The 16558-nt window shown below is 71.3% G+C and carries 14 protein-coding genes; 6 read left to right on the top strand and 8 right to left on the bottom strand.

Annotated features, from left to right (window positions below; genetic code table 11):
• Together hisH and L3Q67_RS21870 are read right to left on the bottom strand one after the other, a co-directional pair.
• On the bottom strand, positions 1-630 hold the full coding sequence (gene hisH / locus L3Q67_RS21875; protein WP_499191227.1) for an imidazole glycerol phosphate synthase subunit HisH: 630 nt from the start codon (positions 628-630) through the stop codon (positions 1-3).
• A 9-nt stretch (positions 631-639) separates the two neighbouring features.
• Positions 640-1746 carry an MFS transporter gene (locus L3Q67_RS21870; protein ID WP_499191226.1) on the bottom strand — a complete coding sequence of 369 codons (1107 nt, stop codon included), beginning with the start codon at positions 1744-1746 and terminating at the stop codon, positions 640-642.
• 113 nt (positions 1747-1859) lie between these two features.
• On the opposite strand from L3Q67_RS21870, the gene mdlC reads away from it, so the two are divergent.
• The gene (mdlC, locus tag L3Q67_RS21865; RefSeq protein ID WP_499191225.1) at positions 1860-3452 is read left to right on the top strand and encodes a benzoylformate decarboxylase; all 1593 of its coding nucleotides are present in this window, start codon (positions 1860-1862) and stop codon (positions 3450-3452) included.
• Between the two features lie 3 nt (positions 3453-3455).
• Here the strand turns inward: mdlC and L3Q67_RS21860 are convergent, their stop codons facing one another.
• The 5 genes from L3Q67_RS21860 to L3Q67_RS21840 all read right to left on the bottom strand — a co-directional run bounded on the left by L3Q67_RS21860 (position 3456) and on the right by L3Q67_RS21840 (position 8196).
• Positions 3456-4685 carry an acyl-CoA dehydrogenase family protein gene (locus L3Q67_RS21860; protein WP_499191224.1) on the bottom strand — a complete coding sequence of 410 codons (1230 nt, stop codon included), beginning with the start codon at positions 4683-4685 and terminating at the stop codon, positions 3456-3458.
• Complete coding sequence (locus L3Q67_RS21855; protein WP_209669109.1) at positions 4685-5548, bottom strand: ABC transporter ATP-binding protein; 864 nt, start codon at positions 5546-5548, stop codon at positions 4685-4687. Before L3Q67_RS21855 ends, L3Q67_RS21860 begins: the two co-directional genes overlap by 1 nt.
• 2 nt (positions 5549-5550) lie before the next feature.
• On the bottom strand, positions 5551-6357 hold the full coding sequence (locus L3Q67_RS21850; RefSeq protein WP_499191610.1) for an ABC transporter permease: 807 nt from the start codon (positions 6355-6357) through the stop codon (positions 5551-5553).
• Positions 6358-6377: 20 nt separating this feature from the next.
• Positions 6378-7145: an ABC transporter permease gene (locus tag L3Q67_RS21845; protein ID WP_499191223.1), complete on the bottom strand. Its 768-nt coding sequence runs from the start codon at positions 7143-7145 to the stop codon at positions 6378-6380.
• A gap of 88 nt (positions 7146-7233) precedes the next feature.
• The gene (locus tag L3Q67_RS21840) at positions 7234-8196 is read right to left on the bottom strand and encodes an ABC transporter substrate-binding protein (protein ID WP_395908401.1); all 963 of its coding nucleotides are present in this window, start codon (positions 8194-8196) and stop codon (positions 7234-7236) included.
• A 618-nt stretch (positions 8197-8814) separates the two neighbouring features.
• On the opposite strand from L3Q67_RS21840, the gene L3Q67_RS21835 reads away from it, so the two are divergent.
• The 5 genes from L3Q67_RS21835 to L3Q67_RS21815 all read left to right on the top strand — a co-directional run bounded on the left by L3Q67_RS21835 (position 8815) and on the right by L3Q67_RS21815 (position 15633).
• On the top strand, positions 8815-11844 hold the full coding sequence (locus tag L3Q67_RS21835; RefSeq protein ID WP_499191222.1) for a sensor histidine kinase: 3030 nt from the start codon (positions 8815-8817) through the stop codon (positions 11842-11844).
• On the top strand, positions 11841-12308 hold the full coding sequence (locus L3Q67_RS21830) for a roadblock/LC7 domain-containing protein (protein ID WP_499191221.1): 468 nt from the start codon (positions 11841-11843) through the stop codon (positions 12306-12308). Before L3Q67_RS21835 ends, L3Q67_RS21830 begins: the two co-directional genes overlap by 4 nt.
• A gap of 24 nt (positions 12309-12332) precedes the next feature.
• On the top strand, positions 12333-12917 hold the full coding sequence (locus L3Q67_RS21825) for a GTP-binding protein (protein WP_209669117.1): 585 nt from the start codon (positions 12333-12335) through the stop codon (positions 12915-12917).
• A 6-nt stretch (positions 12918-12923) separates the two neighbouring features.
• On the top strand, positions 12924-14096 hold the full coding sequence (locus L3Q67_RS21820; RefSeq protein ID WP_499191609.1) for an acyl-CoA dehydrogenase family protein: 1173 nt from the start codon (positions 12924-12926) through the stop codon (positions 14094-14096).
• Between the two features lie 433 nt (positions 14097-14529).
• A complete protein-coding gene (locus L3Q67_RS21815; protein ID WP_499191220.1) occupies positions 14530-15633 on the top strand; it encodes an MBL fold metallo-hydrolase in 1104 nt (367 codons plus the stop codon).
• Positions 15634-15759: 126 nt separating this feature from the next.
• Here L3Q67_RS21815 and L3Q67_RS21810 read toward each other — a convergent pair whose 3' ends face one another.
• Positions 15760-16554 carry a PIG-L family deacetylase gene (locus L3Q67_RS21810; RefSeq protein WP_499191219.1) on the bottom strand — a complete coding sequence of 265 codons (795 nt, stop codon included), beginning with the start codon at positions 16552-16554 and terminating at the stop codon, positions 15760-15762.
• Positions 16555-16558 lie beyond the last annotated feature (4 nt).

The following is a 16558-nucleotide window of genomic DNA, read 5'->3' as shown; positions in this document are numbered from 1 at the left end:
TCACAGGGTGCGGAGCCAGTTTTCCAGGAGCGTGGCGCCGGCGTCTCCCGACTTCTCCGGGTGGAACTGGGTGGCGGACAGGGCGCCGTTCTCCACCGCGGCGACGAAGTCCTCGCCGTGGTGGGCCCAGGTGACCAGGGGCTGCTGCCCCGCCAGGCCGGAGTCCAGTTCCCACGAACGGGCGGCGTAGGAGTGCACGAAGTAGAAGCGCGTCCCGGCGTCCAGGCCGGCGAACAGCCGGGACTCCGCCGGAGCGCGGACGGTGTTCCAGCCCATGTGCGGCAGCACCGGCGCGTTCAGCCGGTCGACCGTGCCGGGCCACTCGCCCGCGCCTTCGGTCTCCTCGCCGTGCTCGACCCCGCGCTCGAACAGGATCTGCATGCCGACGCAGATGCCGAGCACCGGGCGGCCACCGGCGAGGCGCTTGCCGATCAGCCGCTCGCCATGGACCTCCCGCAGCCCCGCCATGCACGCGGAATAAGCACCGACGCCCGGCACCACCAGGCCGTCGGCGGCGAGGGCCGCGGCGGCGTCGGCGGTCACTTCGACATCGGCTCCGACGCGCCGCACGGCGCGTTCGGCGGACCGGAGGTTGCCCGAACCGTAGTCCAGGATCACGACACGAGGCACCCCACCAGGCTAACCGGTCACCCGGGCAGCGCGGCCGACGGGCAGCAGGACCAGGGCGAACCCCGCCAGGACGCCGAACGCCCCCACCGGCCCCATCCCGGCGAGCAGCGCGCCCACCAGCACCGCGCCCGCGCCCTGCCCGGCGTCGAAGGCCAGGTTCCAGACCACCCCCGCCGCACCGGGCGAGACCCGCGCGAACATCACCACCAGCGCGTCGTTCTGCACCACGCCGAACCCGGCGCCGAAGACCGCGCCACCGGCGATCGCGGCGGTCAGCGCCCACGCCCCGCCGATCGGCGCGGTCACCGCGAACACCGCCATGCCCACCCCGACCACCACGGTCGCCACGCCGAGCATCCGCCCCGAACCGCTCACCCGGTGCGCGAACAGGCCGGCCGACCACCGGCCGAGCAGCGCCGCGCCGGCCACCACGAACAACGTCGCCGAGACCGCCGCGGCCGGGCCGTTCAGCACGAGCGGCACGAAGGTCGCCATCGCGCCGAAGCCGACCGCGCCGCTGAACGGCACCAGCCCCGGGCGCCAGGTCCGGGTGGTGACCGCGGACCAGCGCACCTCCAGGCCGCTGTCCTCGGGCAGCAGCCTCGGCAGCCACAGCACCGGAAGCACCCCGGCCAGCGGCAACGCCGTCGCGATCAGGAAGACCGGGGTGAAGCCCCAGGTACCGGCCGCCCACGTGCCGATCGCCAGTCCGAGCAGCTGCGGCACGCCGGTGGCCAGGCCGTACCAGCCGGAACCCCGGGCCGCCGACGACGCGGGCAGCAGTTCGCCGATCAGCGCGCTGCCGCACACCGAAACCAGCCCGAACCCGAGGCCGCGCACCAGTGAGACGCCGAGGATGCCCGGCCAGTCCGCGGTCAGCAGGAGCAGCGGCGCGGGCAGGCCGAGCAGCAGGCCGCCCGCCGCGGTCACCAGCCGGTAGCCGAACCGCGCGGCCAGCACCGGCACCACGCACTGGGCGGCGACCGTCGCGCCCATGAACACCCCGGTCGCCGCGCCCGCGGCGAACTCGCCGGAACCCCGGTGCACCACCCACAACGGCACCACGGACAACAGCAGCGCGTAACCGGAGAACAGCAGCGTGGTACTCGCCAGCACCAGGCGGAAGTCGCGGTGGCGGAGCGGGCTCAGCGGGCGGCTCCCTCCCGGATCGGCACGACGTGGCAGAGGATACTTTGTGGCGTAACGGCAACCGCGGTGGAGGGAAGTCGATGAGCACAGGCGGCACGGGGCGAACGGTCCGCGAGGTCACCAGGACGCTGTTGCGGGAACTGGGACTGACCACGGTCTTCGGCAATCCGGGCACCACCGAGATCCCGTTCCTCACCGACTGGCCCGGCGATTTCCGCTACGTGCTGGGCCTGCAGGAGTCCGTCGTGGTCGCGATGGCCGACGGCTACGCCCAGTCGGCCCGCCGCCCGGTGCTGGTGAACCTGCACTCGGCAGGCGGCGTCGGCCACGGCCTCGGGCAGATCTTCACCGCCTTCCGCAACCGCACGCCGATGATCGTGCTCGCCGGGCAGCAGGTCCGGTCCCTGATGCCGGAGGACCCGTTCCTCGGCGCGTCCAGCGCCACGGAATTCCCCCGCCCCTATGTAAAGTGGAGCTGCGAACCGGCCCGCGCGCAGGACGTGCCCGCCGCGCTCGCCCGCGCCTTCCACATCGCCACCCAGCACCCCCAGGGTCCCGTCTTCGTCTCCGTTCCCGCCGACGACTGGAACGCCGAAACCACGGAAATCGAGGCACGGCCCCGGATCCGCGGGTTCTCCGCCGACCCGGAAGCGGTACGGGAACTGGCGGACGCACTGGCGGCGAGCCGCACCCCGGCACTGGTGGCCGGGCCCGCGGTGGACGGCGACGCGGCGGTCGGTGAACTGGTGGAACTGGCCGAGCGGCTGAACGCCGGTGTGTGGGCCAGCCCGATGAGCTCCCGCTGTTCCTTCCCCGAGGACCACCCGCTGTTCCTCGGTTTCCTCGACCCCGAGCGCAATTCGCTGGCCCGCGCGCTCAGCGGGCACGACCTGGTGGTGGTGCTCGGTGCCCCGGCGTTCACCTACCACGTGCACCGCGGTGAGGCCGAGCTCGGCCTGCCGCCGCTGTACGTGGTCAGCGACGACGAGCAGATCCTGGCCAGGGCGCCGATCGGCGTGGGTGTCCGTGCCACGGCGAAGCTGGTGCTGCGCCAGCTGCTCGACACGGTCCCCCAGGGCGAACGACCCGCGCCCGAACCCCGGCGGCGCCCGGCGAGCCCGCCCGCGACCACCCCGGTGAGCCCGGCCTACGTCTTCGCCACGCTCGCCGAACTGTTGCCGCCCAACGCGGTGGTGGTCGAAGAGACCCCCAGCCAGCGCGGCGCCCTGCACGACCACCTGCCCATCCGCGCCACGGACGCCGGGTTCCTCACCGTCGCGAGTGGAACGCTCGGCTACGGCCTGCCCGCCGCGGTCGGCGCCGCCATCGGCCGCCCCGACCGGCGGGTGGTGGCCGTGCTCGGCGACGGGTCCAGCATGTACGCCATCCAGGCGCTGTGGACCGCCGCGCGGGAGCAGCTGCCGATCACCTTCGTCATCCTCGACAACTCCCAGTACGCCGCGGTGAGCATCCTCGGCGAGGGCGCCGAAAAGCTGCCCGGCGTGGAACTGGGCGGCCTGGACTTCACCGCGCTGGCCACCGGCATGAGCTGCGCCGCGCGCCTGGCCACCACGCCGGAAGAGCTCAAGTCGGCGCTGGCCGAAGCGCTCGACGCGGACGGTCCCAGCCTGGTGCAGGTCCGGGTGGACCCGGACCCGCCCAAGCTCTACTGAGGACTACTGCGCCGGGGCGGGTTCCTTGGCGCGGCTGTCGTGCCCCGTCTCGGCGAAGCCGATCGACGGGGCCGTCCGCACGCCGAGCGCGCTCGCCCCGATCAGCTTGCGCGCGGCCAGGTTGCCCATCGGCATGAAGGTGCCCGCCTGCGCGTCGCGCCACATCCGCTCGAACGGCAGCGCCCGGGTGTAGGACATGCCGCCGATCACGTCGACCAGCCGCTGGAGCACCTTGACCGCGTTGTTGCTGGCCACGTACTTCACCAGGGCGCAGCGCGCGGTGGCCTCCTGCACGCCGAGGTCGAACAGCCTGCGGCTGGCCACCTCTTCGGCGTGCCGGTACATCAGCGCCCGCGAGCTCTCGACCAGGATCGTGCACTCGCCGATGGCGTCCTGCACCACCGGGTCGATCGGCTTGCCGCGCTTGGTCAGCCGCTGCACGGCGAAGTCCAGCGCGCCGGCCGCGATCCCGGTGTAGGTGGCGGAGAAGGCGGGCATCGCCCACGCCCACACGGTTTCCAGCACGCGCGCGTCCAGGTGGTTCACCGGCAGCGAGTGGACGACGGCCTCGTCCGGCACGAAGACCTCGGACAGCTCGACGTCGTTGCTCTGCGTGCCGCGCATGCCGAGCGTGTCCCAGGTCTGGTGGATCCGGACCCCGGGCTGGTCCAGCGCGATCTGGCAGAGCAGCACGCGCGGGCCGCCCTCGGCGTCCTCGTACCGGGCGGTGGTCGAGCAGTGCGTGGCCACCGCGGAGTTGGTGGCGAAGCTCTTGCGCCCGCTCAGGGTGAACCCGCCGGGCACCTTGACCGCCTTGGTCAGCGCGTCGGTCATGTCGTTGCGCAGGCCGACCTCGCTGGTGATCGACGCCCACACCAGCGTGCCCTCGCTGGCCTGGCGCAGCAGCGCCTCCAGCCGCGGGTTGCCGGTCCGGCGCCACACGCTGCCCCACTGCCCGAGCGGCGAGAGGTGCATGGTGAAGGCCAGCGCGGTGGCCCCGTCCCCCATCGCCAGCCGCTCGAGCACCGGCAGGATGTCGGCCAGTTCGGCCCCTTCCCCGCCCAGTTCGGCGGGCACGGACAACTGGAGGAAACCCGCTTCGCGCAGGTCCTCGTAGTTCTCGTGCGGGAAGGTGTTCTCCCGGTCGTGGAGCTGCGCCCGCTCGGCGAACCGGTCCGCGAGCACCGCGGCCCGGTCGACGAAACCCTGCTGGCGTTCGGTCAGGCAGTGCACTAGAGCGTCTCCTTGGCCCGGGTACCGGCGTGCTCTTCGGCGGCTTCGGCCTCGGCGAGGTCGCGCCCGGCCAGTTCCTCGGCCGACTCGCCGGGGGTGCCGCCGTGCAGCAACCGGGCGACCTCACCACGCAGCGAGACGAACTCCGCCGACTCCCTGGTGGTGATCTGGTCCCGCTCGGCGGGCAGGCCCACCGGCAGGTCCGCGACGATCGAGGCGGGCGACTTCGACAGCACCAGCACCCGGTCGCCGAGGTAGACGCTCTCGTCGATGTCGTGGGTGACCACCAGCACCGTGCTGCCGAGCTCGCGCTGCACCCGCCGCAGCAGGTCCTCGAGCTCGAACCGGGTCTGGGCGTCCACCGAGGCGAACGGCTCGTCCATCAGCAGCAGGGCGGGCCTGCTCGCCAGCGCCCTGGCGATGGACACGCGCTGCTGCATGCCGCCGGAGAGCTGCCAGGGGAACTTGTCGTCCACTCCGGACAGTCCCACCCAGCCCAGCGCCTCCTTGGCGCGCGCCCGCCGCTCGGCACGGTCGAGGCCGCGCCAGCGCAGCGGGAACTCCACGTTCTGCCGCACGGACAGCCACGGGAACAGGGACCGGCTGTAGTCCTGGAACACCACGGCCAGGTCCTCGGGCACCCCGTCGACCTCGTCGTCGTGCAGCCGGACCGAACCGCCGGTCGGCTTGATCAGCCCGGCGATGCAGCGCAGCAGCGTGGACTTGCCGCAGCCGGACGGTCCCACGATGCAGGCCAGCTGCCCGGCCTCGACGGTGAAGCCGAGGTCGGCGACCGCGACGTGGGCGTGCTTCTTCTCGGCGTAGCTGTGCGTGAGGCCCTTGACCTCGAGCATGGTCGACATGTTCACCCTCCGGCGATGGCTTGCTGGGCGCCGCGGGTGGGTTGCCAGCGCAGCGCGCGCCGCTCCACCCGCAGCAGGAGCGCGTTCAGCCCGTAACCGAGCACCCCGAGCAGGACGATCCACGCCCACATGACCGGGAAGTCGAACTGGCGCTGGGAGAAGATCAACTCGTAGCCGATCCCGTTCAGGGCCCCGACCAGCTCGGAGACCACCATCAGGATCAGCGCGATGGACAGCGCCAGCCGCAGGCCGGCGAAGATCTTCGGCAGGGCGGCGGGGAGCACGACCATGCCGATCCAGTACCGCCCTGGGGTCCGGAACGACCTGGCCGTCTCCTGCTGGAGCTGCCCGACCGAGCGCACACCGTCCACTGTGTTCAACAGTACCGGCCACAGTGCACCGAAGACGATGGTGGCGATCTGCATACCGGTGCCGATGCCGAAGAGCACCAGGAACACCGGGATCAGCGTGGGCGGCGGGATGGCCCGCGCGAAGGCCGACAGCGGCCCGGCGTAGTCCATGCCGGTGCGGGAGCGGCCGAGCGCGGTGCCCAGCGCCACCCCCACCACCGAGGCGATCGCCCAGGCACCGAGCACCCGGCCCAGGCTGGGCAGGATGTTGTTGTAGACGGTGTCGGTGAGGAACAGCTGCGACGCGGGTCCGGTGAACCAGATCTCCCCCGCCGTGACCAGGATCTTCGACGGCGGCGGGAAGAACACGTCCCCGGCGAGCCGGGTGACCAGCTCCCAGAGCAGCACCACCGCGATGAACAGCAGCCAGCGGTTGAGGAAGCCGCGGACGAACTTCAGCGACTGGGATTCCGACGTGCTCACTGGGCCCCCGAAGTGACGGTGCTCCAGCGGAACCAGCGCTTGCCGAGTCGCTCCAGCCCGTCGTTGATGATGAAGCCGATGATCCCGGCGACCACGGTGCCCGCGAGCACCAGGTCCGACCGGCCGCCACCGGCGCTGGCGTCCAGGATGAAGTTGCCGATCCCGCGGCTGGCCCCGGCCAGGAACTCGGTGCTGACCACCAGGATCAGCGCGATCGAGGCGGACATCCTGATCCCGGTGAAGACGAACGGGGCGGCGTGCGGCAGCGCGACGAAGGCCAGCGTGCGCGTCCGGCCGGTGCCGTAGGACCGGGCGGTCTCCAGCAGCAGCGGGTCGATCTCGTCCAGCGCGTAGATGGTGTTGTAGAGGATCGGCCAGGTCGCCGCGTACACCGCGAGGGTGATCTTGGCTTCCGGGCCGCCGCCGACCAGCAGGATGACCAGCGGGATCAGCGCGACCGAGGGGATCGGCCGGAGGAACTCGACCAGCGAGCGGGTGGCCACCCGCACCGCGGGCACGCTGCCCAGCAGCAGGCCCGCCGGTACCGCGATGAGGATCGAGATGCCCAGCGAGATCGCCCAGGCGAGCATGGTGGCGATGACGTCGCGCAGGAACGACTGCTGCCCGAGCAGCTCGATCGCCCTGGCGAAGACGGTGGTCGGCGGGGGCAGGAAGATCGCGTTGACCAGTCCGGCCCGGACCACGGCTTCCCAGAGCAGGAAGAACCCGGCCAGGCCGGCGAGGTTGCGGATGAGGGGTCTCATGGGTGTCTCCGCCGGTCGGCGGCAACGTGTCCTTTCACTCGCGCCGGTGCCGCGCCGCCGGGCGAGGGGTCCGGCGGCGCGGCGGCGGTCATGCGGCAGGCTTGACGATCATGTCGTCGGCGCTGACCTTGGTGCTGATGATGCCGAACTCGAGCAGGATGTCCGGCACGCGCTGCAGCCGCGCGGCCTCCAGTTTGGACTGGAAGGTGAGCAGACCGGTCTGCGAAGCGGTCGGCGGGTCCACCTTGGCGAACTCCACCAGCAGCGGCTCGATCTTGCTGCGGTCGGCGGCCTCGACGGTGGCCTTCTGCATCACGCGCTGGAAGGCGGCGGCGGTCTTCGGGTTCTCGTCGGCGAACTTGCCCAGCGTGCCGTAACCGGCGGTCGGGAAGTCCTGGGTCGGGCCGACCGCGGTGTCGAACACCGGCACCGCGCCCACGGTGCGGCTGGCCTGGGTGATGAACGGCTCGGTGAGGAAGCCGGCGTCGGCGTCACCGCGCTGCAGCGCCGGGGCGATCTCCGGGAACGGGAACTCGACCCACTGCACGCCGTTGAAGTCCACCCCGTTGGTCTTCATCACCGACTTGATCAGCGTGTCGGTGATGGTGTTGCGCCCGGTGATCGCGACGCGCTTGCCCGCCATGTCCTGCACGCTCTTCACCGTCGAGCTCGGCATGGCGACCACCATGGTGCTCTTCGGGCCCGCGGAGGAGGCGTCGGCGATGATCCGCACGTCCGCCGCGCCCTGCGACTTCACCACGAAGAACGGCGTGTAACTGCCGTAGGCGATGTCGACCTCGCCGTTGACCAGCTTGGTCACCGAAGCCTGGCCGCTCGGCGCGTTGACGATCTCGACGTCGAGACCCTCCGCCTTGAAGTAGCCGTTCTTGTTGGCCAGGTGGAACGGCGCCACGTCGATGGTCGGCATGATGGAGACCTTGATCTTGGACTTCTCCAGCGGGCCGTTGCCCTCGGCGGCGGAGTCGTCCGAGCCCCCGAGCAGGCCGCAGCCGCTCAGTGAGCCGAGGAGCCCGATCGTGGCGGTGAGCACGCCCAGTCTGTGGAACCGGCGCCGGGCCGGCTGAGCGCTGCTGTGAATTCGTAGCAAGGCCAACTCCTGTTGAAACGCGGTTAAGAGGGGACTGTGCACTGCCGGACGGGCCGAGCACGGGGTCGACTCGGCGCGGTCCGTGGTTACTCTAGGGACCCGACTGATCGCACTACATTCAGTGTCCCCAACCACACTGACGGGCTTGTCCTACCGCCAACGGGAGGGTGAGTCAACAAGGGCGCCCATACTGAGGGTGGTGTTGTGGACCCGCCCCGTCAGCAGCCCGGGGATCAGCCGTGGCTAGCATTGAACCGCAATTATTCCCCCACAAGGGTTACATCTTGGTAGTACCTTCGCTACCTTCTGCTCGATCGGGCGGTGAAAGCCCCCGCCGACACGGTGGTCGCTACACCGATCCAGCTATGGTCTCTGCCACGGACCCAGCGAGCCCCAGGCCCGGTGAGCTCAGAGGCGGAGCACCGACCGGGTGAAATGTCGAACTCGAAGAATGACGGTGGGAGAGCGGTGTCGAGCACATCGACCGCAGCGGTAGAGGACGCGCCAGCGGGTGATCGGGAGACCCCGGCGCCGGCGATGGCGCCCGGCTCGCGCTGGAGCATGAAACACTGGCGCCTGCGCTCGAAACTGGCCGTCGTGCTGATCATCCCGGCACTGACCGCACTCGGCCTCGGTGGCCTGCGGGCGGCCAACGAGTTCGGCCTCGCCGAAGACTTCGGGAACACGGTCACCCAGGTCGAGCTGGCCGTGGCGGTGACAGCGGTGTCGCACGAGCTGCAGGGCGAGCGCACGCTCGCGGTGGCCGCCATCGCCTCGCCATCGGACACCGACCGGGCCGTGCTCGGCGACCAGGTGGCCAAAGTGGACCGCGCGGTCAGTTCGCTGCGCCAGGCCGCCGGCCGGGTCGAGGTGCTGGACCCGGCGGTGCAGGAGCGCTACCGCCAGGGCGTGCAGCGCCTGGAAGCCCTCGGCCCGCTGCGCGCGGCGACGAACAACCCCGCCTACCCCGACCTCGCGGCGTACAACACCTACACGTCCATCCTGGACTCGCTGAACCAGCTCGCCAACGAGTCCACCGCCACGGTGACCGAACGCGACCTGCTCCGCGAGGGCACCACGATCACCGCGCTGAGCCAGGCCAAGGAGTTCGTCGCCAGGGAGAACGCCGGGCTGCAGATCGCGGCGGGCCGCGACGAGTTCCCCGGCGACCTGCTGCAGGACGTGCGTGCCTCGGAAGCCAGCGCGGACGCCTCGCTCGCCAACTTCTCGGCGAACGCCAGCCCGGCCGAGCAGCAGCTGTTCAACGACACCTACAGCGGTGCCGAGGTCGACGACCGCGAACGGATCAAGGCCTCGGCGTTCGTGCTGGCCGACGGCGACGAGAACCTGCGGATGCCGGTGGACCGGCTGACCAGCGACAGCACCGCGGTGATCGACCGGCTGCGCTCGGTGGAGACCCAGCTGCTCGACCGGATGCGCACGCACGCCGACGAGCTGGCCAGCGCCGCCACCACCACCGCCTGGCTGTTCTCCGCCGGTGTGCTGCTGGCCGTGCTCGCCGCGCTGGTGCTGATGCTGGCGGTCGCCCGCGCGCTGATCAATCCACTGCGGACGCTGCGGGCCAACGCCCTCGACGTGGCCTACACCCGGCTGCCGGCCACGGTCCAGCGGATCCTGCAGAACCCGGACCCGCTCAAGGCCGCCAAGGACGCCGTCGAGCCGGTCCCGGTGCTCACCCGCGAGGAGATCGGCGAAGTCGCCCGCTCGTTCGACGCGGTGCACGCCCAGGCCGTCAAACTGGCCGCCGAGCAGGCGATGCTGCGGGAGAACGTCAACGGCATGTTCGTGAACCTCTCGAGGCGGTCGCAGCGGCTGGTGGAGCGCCAGCTCGGCGTGATCGACCGGCTGGAAGCCGACGAGCAGGACCCCGACCACCTCGCCAGCCTGTTCGAACTGGACCACTTGGCCACCCGCTTGCGCCGCAACGGTGAAAGCCTGCTGGTGCTTTCGGGCGCCGGGCTGACCAAGGCGGTGTCGCGCCCGGTGCCCGCGGTCGAGGTCATCGGTGCCGCGGTCTCGGAGATCGAGCAGTACGCCAGGGTCGAGGTCGGCCAGGTGCCCGAGGTCTCCGTGCAGGGCCGCGCCATCCAGGACCTGGTGCACCTGCTCGCCGAACTGCTGGACAACGCGACCTACTTCTCCGAGCCGGAGACCAAGGTGACCATGCGCGCCGCGGTCACCCGCAAGCGCTCGCTGGCGCTGCAGATCACCGACAAGGGCGTCGGGATGTCCGAAGAGGACATCGAGGAGGCGAACCAGCGCCTGGCCGACCCGCCCGCGTTCGACGTCTCGGTGACCAGGCGGATGGGCCTGTACGTGGTCGCGCGGCTGGCCAAGCGGCACAACATCGAGGTCCGCCTGCGCCAGAACGAGGAGATCGGCACCGGCATCATCGCGCGGATCGTGGTGCCCGCCGAACTGCTGGTGGCCACCCCGGCACCGCAGTCCCCCGGCGGCCCGCCCTCGCAGCCGCGGATCCCGTCGCAGTCGCAGGCCCCGATGTCGCAGTCCACGCTGCCGCCGATCACCCCGGCCTACCAGCAGCGGGATCCGGAACCGGCCACCCAGGGCTGGTCGCCGTCGCCCCCGCCACCGACACCGGCGGAAACCTCGTCCAACGGCCTCACCCCGCTGGCGCAGCCGATCTCGCTGGACGACCTGGTGGCCGGCTCGCCGAACGCGGCGTTCACCAGCCGCCCGACGGACGCGCCGCTGCCCACCGCGTACCCGGTCAGCCAGCACCTGCCGGTGCGCCAGGTGCCCGCTCCCCCGCCGCCGCCCGCTCCCCCGGAGCCACCGGCGCAGGAGGACTACGGCTTCCCGACCGAGGAACCGGACCAGCAGCAGGCCCCCCAGCGCGACTACAGCGACTACGCGGCACTGGCCAAGCAGCCCGCCGACGACGACCCCGACGCGCCGACCCGCCGCCTGCCGATCTACCAGTCGGTGATGTCGCGGTGGTTCAGCGAGGTCGAGGACGAACTGGACGAGCGTCAGTCGCAGGCCCCGGCCTCGGCGGACCTGGCCGGACCGGCGCGCGAGGCCGAGCGCTCCCGCCAGCCGGAGCCCGAGCAGCAGCCCGAACCCGAGGCCGCCCCGGAACCAGAGCCGGAGCCGGAGCCCGAACCGGTCGCCGAGGTGCCGTCGCAGCCGACCAGCACGCCGGAGCCGGAAGTCACCGAGGGCCCCCCCGCCCGGCCGCGGCCGGTGGTGGCCTCGACCTGGCAGAGCGCTTCGGACCACGGCTGGCAGGCCGCGCAGGCACTGCTGGAGGCGCGGGACGAAGAGGTCACCGAGGCCGGGTTGCCCAAGCGGGTGCCCAACGCCTACCTGGTGCCCGGTTCGGTCAACGCCCCCGAGCAGGACGCCTTCCGCGACACCTCCGTCGGCCAGCCGAGCCCGAGCGCGATCTCCCGCTCGGCGGCCGCGGCCCGCAGCCGCATGGCGAGTTTCCAGCGCGGTTTCACCACCGGGCGGCACGCGCTCACCGACAGCACCGGCGAAACGGGCTCCTACCCGGGAGCAGGCAGCAACAGCAGGACAGAGCAAGGCACTAGGGAGTGGCAGTGACAGGGGAGCAGCCGGAAGGCGCGAGCCAGCCGAACACGCTGGCCAACGGTGGGTTCGCCTGGTTGATCACGGATTTCGTCCGCCGGGTGCCCGGGGCCGCGCACGCGGTCGTGGTCTCGGCGGACGGGCTCCTGCTGGCGGCCTCCCGCGGGCTGCCGAAGGACAAGGCCGATCAGCTGGCCGCGGTGGCGTCGGGGCTGACCAGCCTCGCACGCGGCGCCGCGAAGATCTTCGAGGGCGGCACGGTCGCGCAGACCGTGGTGGAGATGGCGGGCGGGTTCATGTTCCTGATGTCGGTCTCCGACGGGTCCTGCCTGGCCGTGCTGGGCTCCCCGGAGAGCGACATCGGGCTCGTGGTGTATGAGATGACCCTGCTGGTGGACCGCGTCGGCAAGCAGCTCACCCCGGCCCAGCGCGCGCAACTGCGCGGCGCGAGCGGCCCCCAGCCGGTCGTTTCCCTTTAGAACCCGGAACGAGGAGAAACCGCGGTGAACGCACCACGCCCGTCCAATGGGCCGACCTCATCGGCGAAGATCGTGGTCGCCGGTGGCTTCGGTTCGGGCAAGACCACCCTGGTGGGGGCGATCTCGGAGATCGACCCGCTGACCACCGAGGCGTCGATGACCGAGGCCGGAGCCGGGGTGGACGACATCTCGGCGACGCCGAACAAGACGACCACCACGGTGGCCATGGACTTCGGCCGCATCACCCTGGACTCGGACATCGTGCTCTACGTGTTCGGCACGCCGGGTCAGCACCGGTTCTGGTTCATGTGGGACGACCTGGCGCTCGGCGCGATCGGCGCGGTCGTGCTGATCGACACCCGCCGCCTCGCCGACGCCTTCCCGTCGATCGACTTCTTCGAAAACCGCAAGCTCCCGTACGTGGTGGCGATCAACTGCTTCGACCGCCTGCTGCACCACCAGATCGAGGACGTCCGGCACGCGCTGACCATCTCGCCGAACGTGCCGATCATGGCCTGCGACGCGCGGGACCGGGAGTCGGCGAAGCAGGTGCTGATCTCGGTGGTCCAGCACGCCATCCAGCACGATTCGACGCGGCGCGCGGGTTAGCATGGCCTGATGAACACCCCGGACCCCCACGACTTCCTCGATCTCGACGCCGAGCTCAGCGGTGAGGAGCGGGACATCCGCGACGCCGTGCGCGAGTACGCGGCCGAGCAGCTCGCGCCGAACGTGGCGGACTGGTACGAAACGGGCGCGCTGCCCGCGGCCGAGCTGGCCAAGGAGTTCGGGCAGCTCGGCCTGCTCGGCATGCACCTGGAGGGCTACGGCTGCGCGGGGACCAGCGCCATGGCCTACGGCATCGCCTGCCGTGAGCTGGAGGCGGTGGATTCCGGGCTGCGCAGCTTCGTCTCGGTGCAGGGCTCACTGGCGATGTACGCGATCCACCGGTGGGGTTCGGACGAGCAGAAGGCGGAGTGGCTGCCGCGGATGGCCACCGGGGAGGCGCTCGGCTGCTTCGGGCTGACCGAGCCGGACGCCGGCAGCGACCCGGGCAGCATGCGCACGCGTGCCGTGCGCGACGGCTCGGACTGGGTGCTCGACGGCACCAAGATGTGGATCACCAACGGCACCGTGGCCGCGGTCGCGGTGGTGTGGGCGCAGACCGACGACGGCATCCGCGGTTTCGTGGTCCCGACCTCGACGCCGGGCTTCACCGCGAACGAGGTCAAGCACAAGCTGTCGCTGCGGGCCTCGCTCACCGCGGAACTGGTGCTCGAGGGTGTCCGCCTGCCGGGGTCGGCCGCTTTCCCCGAGGTGCGTGGTCTCAAGGGGCCGCTGAGCTGCCTGAACGAGGCGCGGTACGGCATCCTGTTCGGCGTGGTCGGCGCGGCGCGGGCGTGCTACGAATCGGCGCTGGAGTACACGCTGTCGCGCACCCAGTTCGGCAAGCCGCTGGCGGGGTTCCAGCTGACCCAGCGGAAGCTGGCGGACCTGCTGGTCGAGGTGAACCGGTCCGGCCTGATCGCCCAGCGGATCGGGCGCCTGAAGGACGCCGGCACGCTGCACCACCACCACGTGAGCTTCGGCAAGCTGTCGAACGTGCGCTCGGCCCTGGACGTGGCCCGCACCGCCCGCTCCATGCTCGGCGCGAACGGCATCTCCCTCGAATACCCCGTCATGCGGCACATGTCGAACCTGGAGACCGTGCTCACCTACGAAGGCACCGAAGAGATGCACGCCCTCACCCTGGGCCAGTCCATCACCACCCTCCCCGCCTTCCGCTAACCCGAACCCCACACCCACGCACCCGAACCCCACACTCAGGCAGCCGAGTCCCACGTTCAGGCAGCCGAACCCCACGTTCAGGCGCCCGACTTCCACACTCCAGCAGCCGAACCCCACACTCGAGAAGCGAGCCCGGCACCCGGGCTGGCGAGTCCCACGCGAACCCGGCCGCCCGACTTCCGGACTCGGCTGCCCGAGTCCGACCGTGCGAATGTGGGGCTCGGGTACCTGAGTGCGGAATTCGGCTGCGCGAGCGTGGAACTCGGCTACCTGAACGTGGGGCTCGGCTGTACGAGTGTGGGGTTCGCTGCACGAGTGTGGGGTTCGGCTGCACGAGCGTGGGGTTCGGGTGGGGTGGGTGTGGGGGTGGTCAGGGGCTCGGGTGGGCTGCGTCGCGCTGCGGGGTGGGTGAGGGCGAGGGCAAAATAGATTCATGCGTACGAGAAACCTGGTCGCAGCGGCGGTGGCCGCGGCGGGTGCTGCTGGGCTTGGGGTGCTGGGGCTGGCGGCCCGCGGGCTGCCGGTGGCCGTCGGCGGGAGGCCGGATCCGGAGTCGCTCCGGCGTTCCCCGCAGTTCCGCGACGGCAGGTTCCGCAACGAAGCACCCCGTCGGGTGGTGGAGCAGGGCACCTACCGCAAGATCCTGCACGACATGCTCTTCGGCGACGAACCGCGCCACCCCGGCGGTCCGGTCCCCCTGGTCGCCGCGCCCCGCACCGCGACCAGCGCCGACGGGCTGCATCTGACCTGGTACGGCCACGCCTCCACGCTGGTCGAAATCGACGGCGCCCGCGTTCTGCTCGACCCAGTCTGGAGCGACCGCTGCTCCCCCTCGGCGCTGATCGGGCCCAAGCGCATGCACGCCCCGCCCGTCGCGCTCGAGGACCTCCCCCGGCTCGACGCCGTGGTCATCTCCCACGACCACTACGACCACCTCGACCTGCCGACCGTCCGCACCCTGGTCGAGCACCAGGACGCCCCGTTCGTGGTCCCGCTCGGCGTCGGCGCGCACCTGCGCCGCTGGCGGGTGCCCGAGGACCGCATCGTCGAACTGGACTGGCACGCCGAGTTCACCGCCGGCCCCCTGCGCCTGGTCGCCACCCCGGCCCAGCACTTCTCCGGCCGCTGGCTCGCCAACGACGGCACGCTGTGGGCCTCCTGGTCGATCATCGGCCCGGAACACCGCGTGTTCTACACCGGCGACACCGGTTACTTCCCCGCCTTCGAGAAGATCGGCGAGCAGTACGGCCCCTTCGACGCCACTCTGATCCAGATCGGCGCCTACGCCCTCGGCTGGCCCGACATCCACATGACCCCGGAGGAGGGCGTCGCCACGCACCTCGACGTGCGCGGCGGACTGCTCATCCCGGTCCACTGGGCCACTTTCAACCTCGCCATGCACGCCTGGACCGAGCCGGCCGACCGCGTGTGGCGCGAGGCGAAGGCGAAGGACGTCGACCTGGCCGTGCCGCGCCCCGGCGAGCGGGTGGACGTCTCGGCGCCGCCGCCGGTCGACGGCTGGTGGCAGACGCTGTAGTCACGCGCACGGCGAAACCCGGTGCGCCACCGGGCTTCGCCGTGCGCGCGGCACTGGCCGCTTCCGGCGAACCCACCATCCTCAGTGGACACTCCACTGTGGATCATCTGAGCCACCTCGCCGGACTCACAGCCCAGCGAGCAGGTCCTTCTCGGTGATGCCGGGCCCCTGGCCCTCCCGGATGAACCATTCGGTGCCGAACTGCAGCCGGAAGACCTCCTCCGGCTGCGCCAGGAACCACGAGTCCTCGGCGATCTGGCTCGCGTGCGCGCGCATCGCCTGCCGCTTGTGCTCGAGGTACGCCGACACGTCCACCTTCGCGGTCAGCTCCGCCTCCGGCTTGCCGATGCCGCTGAGGTCGCCGAAGTCCGGCGTCTCGCCGCCTTCGGCCTCGGCCTTCGCCGCCCACGACTCGAACCAGCGCTGGATCTCGTCGCGGTTCTGCGTGGCCTGGTAGACCCGCGGTGTCCCGGCCAGCTCGGCCGCCCGCGCGCCGACCCGGTGCACCTGGATGTGGTCGGGGTGGCCGTAGCCGCCGTTGTCGTCGTAGATGGTGAGGACGTCGGCGTTTTCTTCGCGCAGGATCGCCGCCAGCTTCTCGGCGGCCTCCTCGACCGACGCCGTCCAGAACGAGCCTTCGGCGTCGTTCTCCGGCTCGCCCATCATCCCGGAATCGGTGTAGCCAAGGAACTCCACGCGCTGCGCGCCGAGGATCCCCGCCGCCGCGTGGGTTTCGGCGATGCGGCGTTCGCGCAGCGTCTCGCCCTCGGTGAGGAAACCTTCCTCGACCTCGCCGTGCTCGCCCTGGGTGGCGACCACCAACACCACCCGATGTCCCTCTTCATAAGCCTTGCGCATCACGCCGCCGACGGTGATGCACTCGTCGTCGGGGTGGGCGTGGAAGGAAACCAATGTCGCCATGAAT

Source organism: Saccharothrix sp. AJ9571, from assembly GCF_021725495.1.
Lineage (GTDB): Bacteria > Actinomycetota > Actinomycetes > Mycobacteriales > Pseudonocardiaceae > Amycolatopsis > Amycolatopsis magusensis.
Note: the sequence above shows the minus strand (reverse complement) of the source record. Positions and strands in the feature narration are given on the sequence as shown.

What these genes read in the sequence shown, in the direction of transcription:
- mdlC (WP_499191225.1), top strand. Translation starts at nt 1,860, where the DNA reads ATGAGCACAGGCGGCACGGGGCGAACGGTCCGCGAGGTCACCAGGACG.
- L3Q67_RS21855 (WP_209669109.1), bottom strand. Translation starts at nt 5,548, where the DNA reads ATGTCGACCATGCTCGAGGTCAAGGGCCTCACGCACAGCTACGCCGAG.
- L3Q67_RS21845 (WP_499191223.1), bottom strand. Translation starts at nt 7,145, where the DNA reads ATGAGACCCCTCATCCGCAACCTCGCCGGCCTGGCCGGGTTCTTCCTG.
- L3Q67_RS21835 (WP_499191222.1), top strand. Translation starts at nt 8,815, where the DNA reads ATGAAACACTGGCGCCTGCGCTCGAAACTGGCCGTCGTGCTGATCATC.
- L3Q67_RS21815 (WP_499191220.1), top strand. Translation starts at nt 14,530, where the DNA reads ATGCGTACGAGAAACCTGGTCGCAGCGGCGGTGGCCGCGGCGGGTGCT.
- L3Q67_RS21810 (WP_499191219.1), bottom strand. Translation starts at nt 16,554, where the DNA reads ATGGCGACATTGGTTTCCTTCCACGCCCACCCCGACGACGAGTGCATC.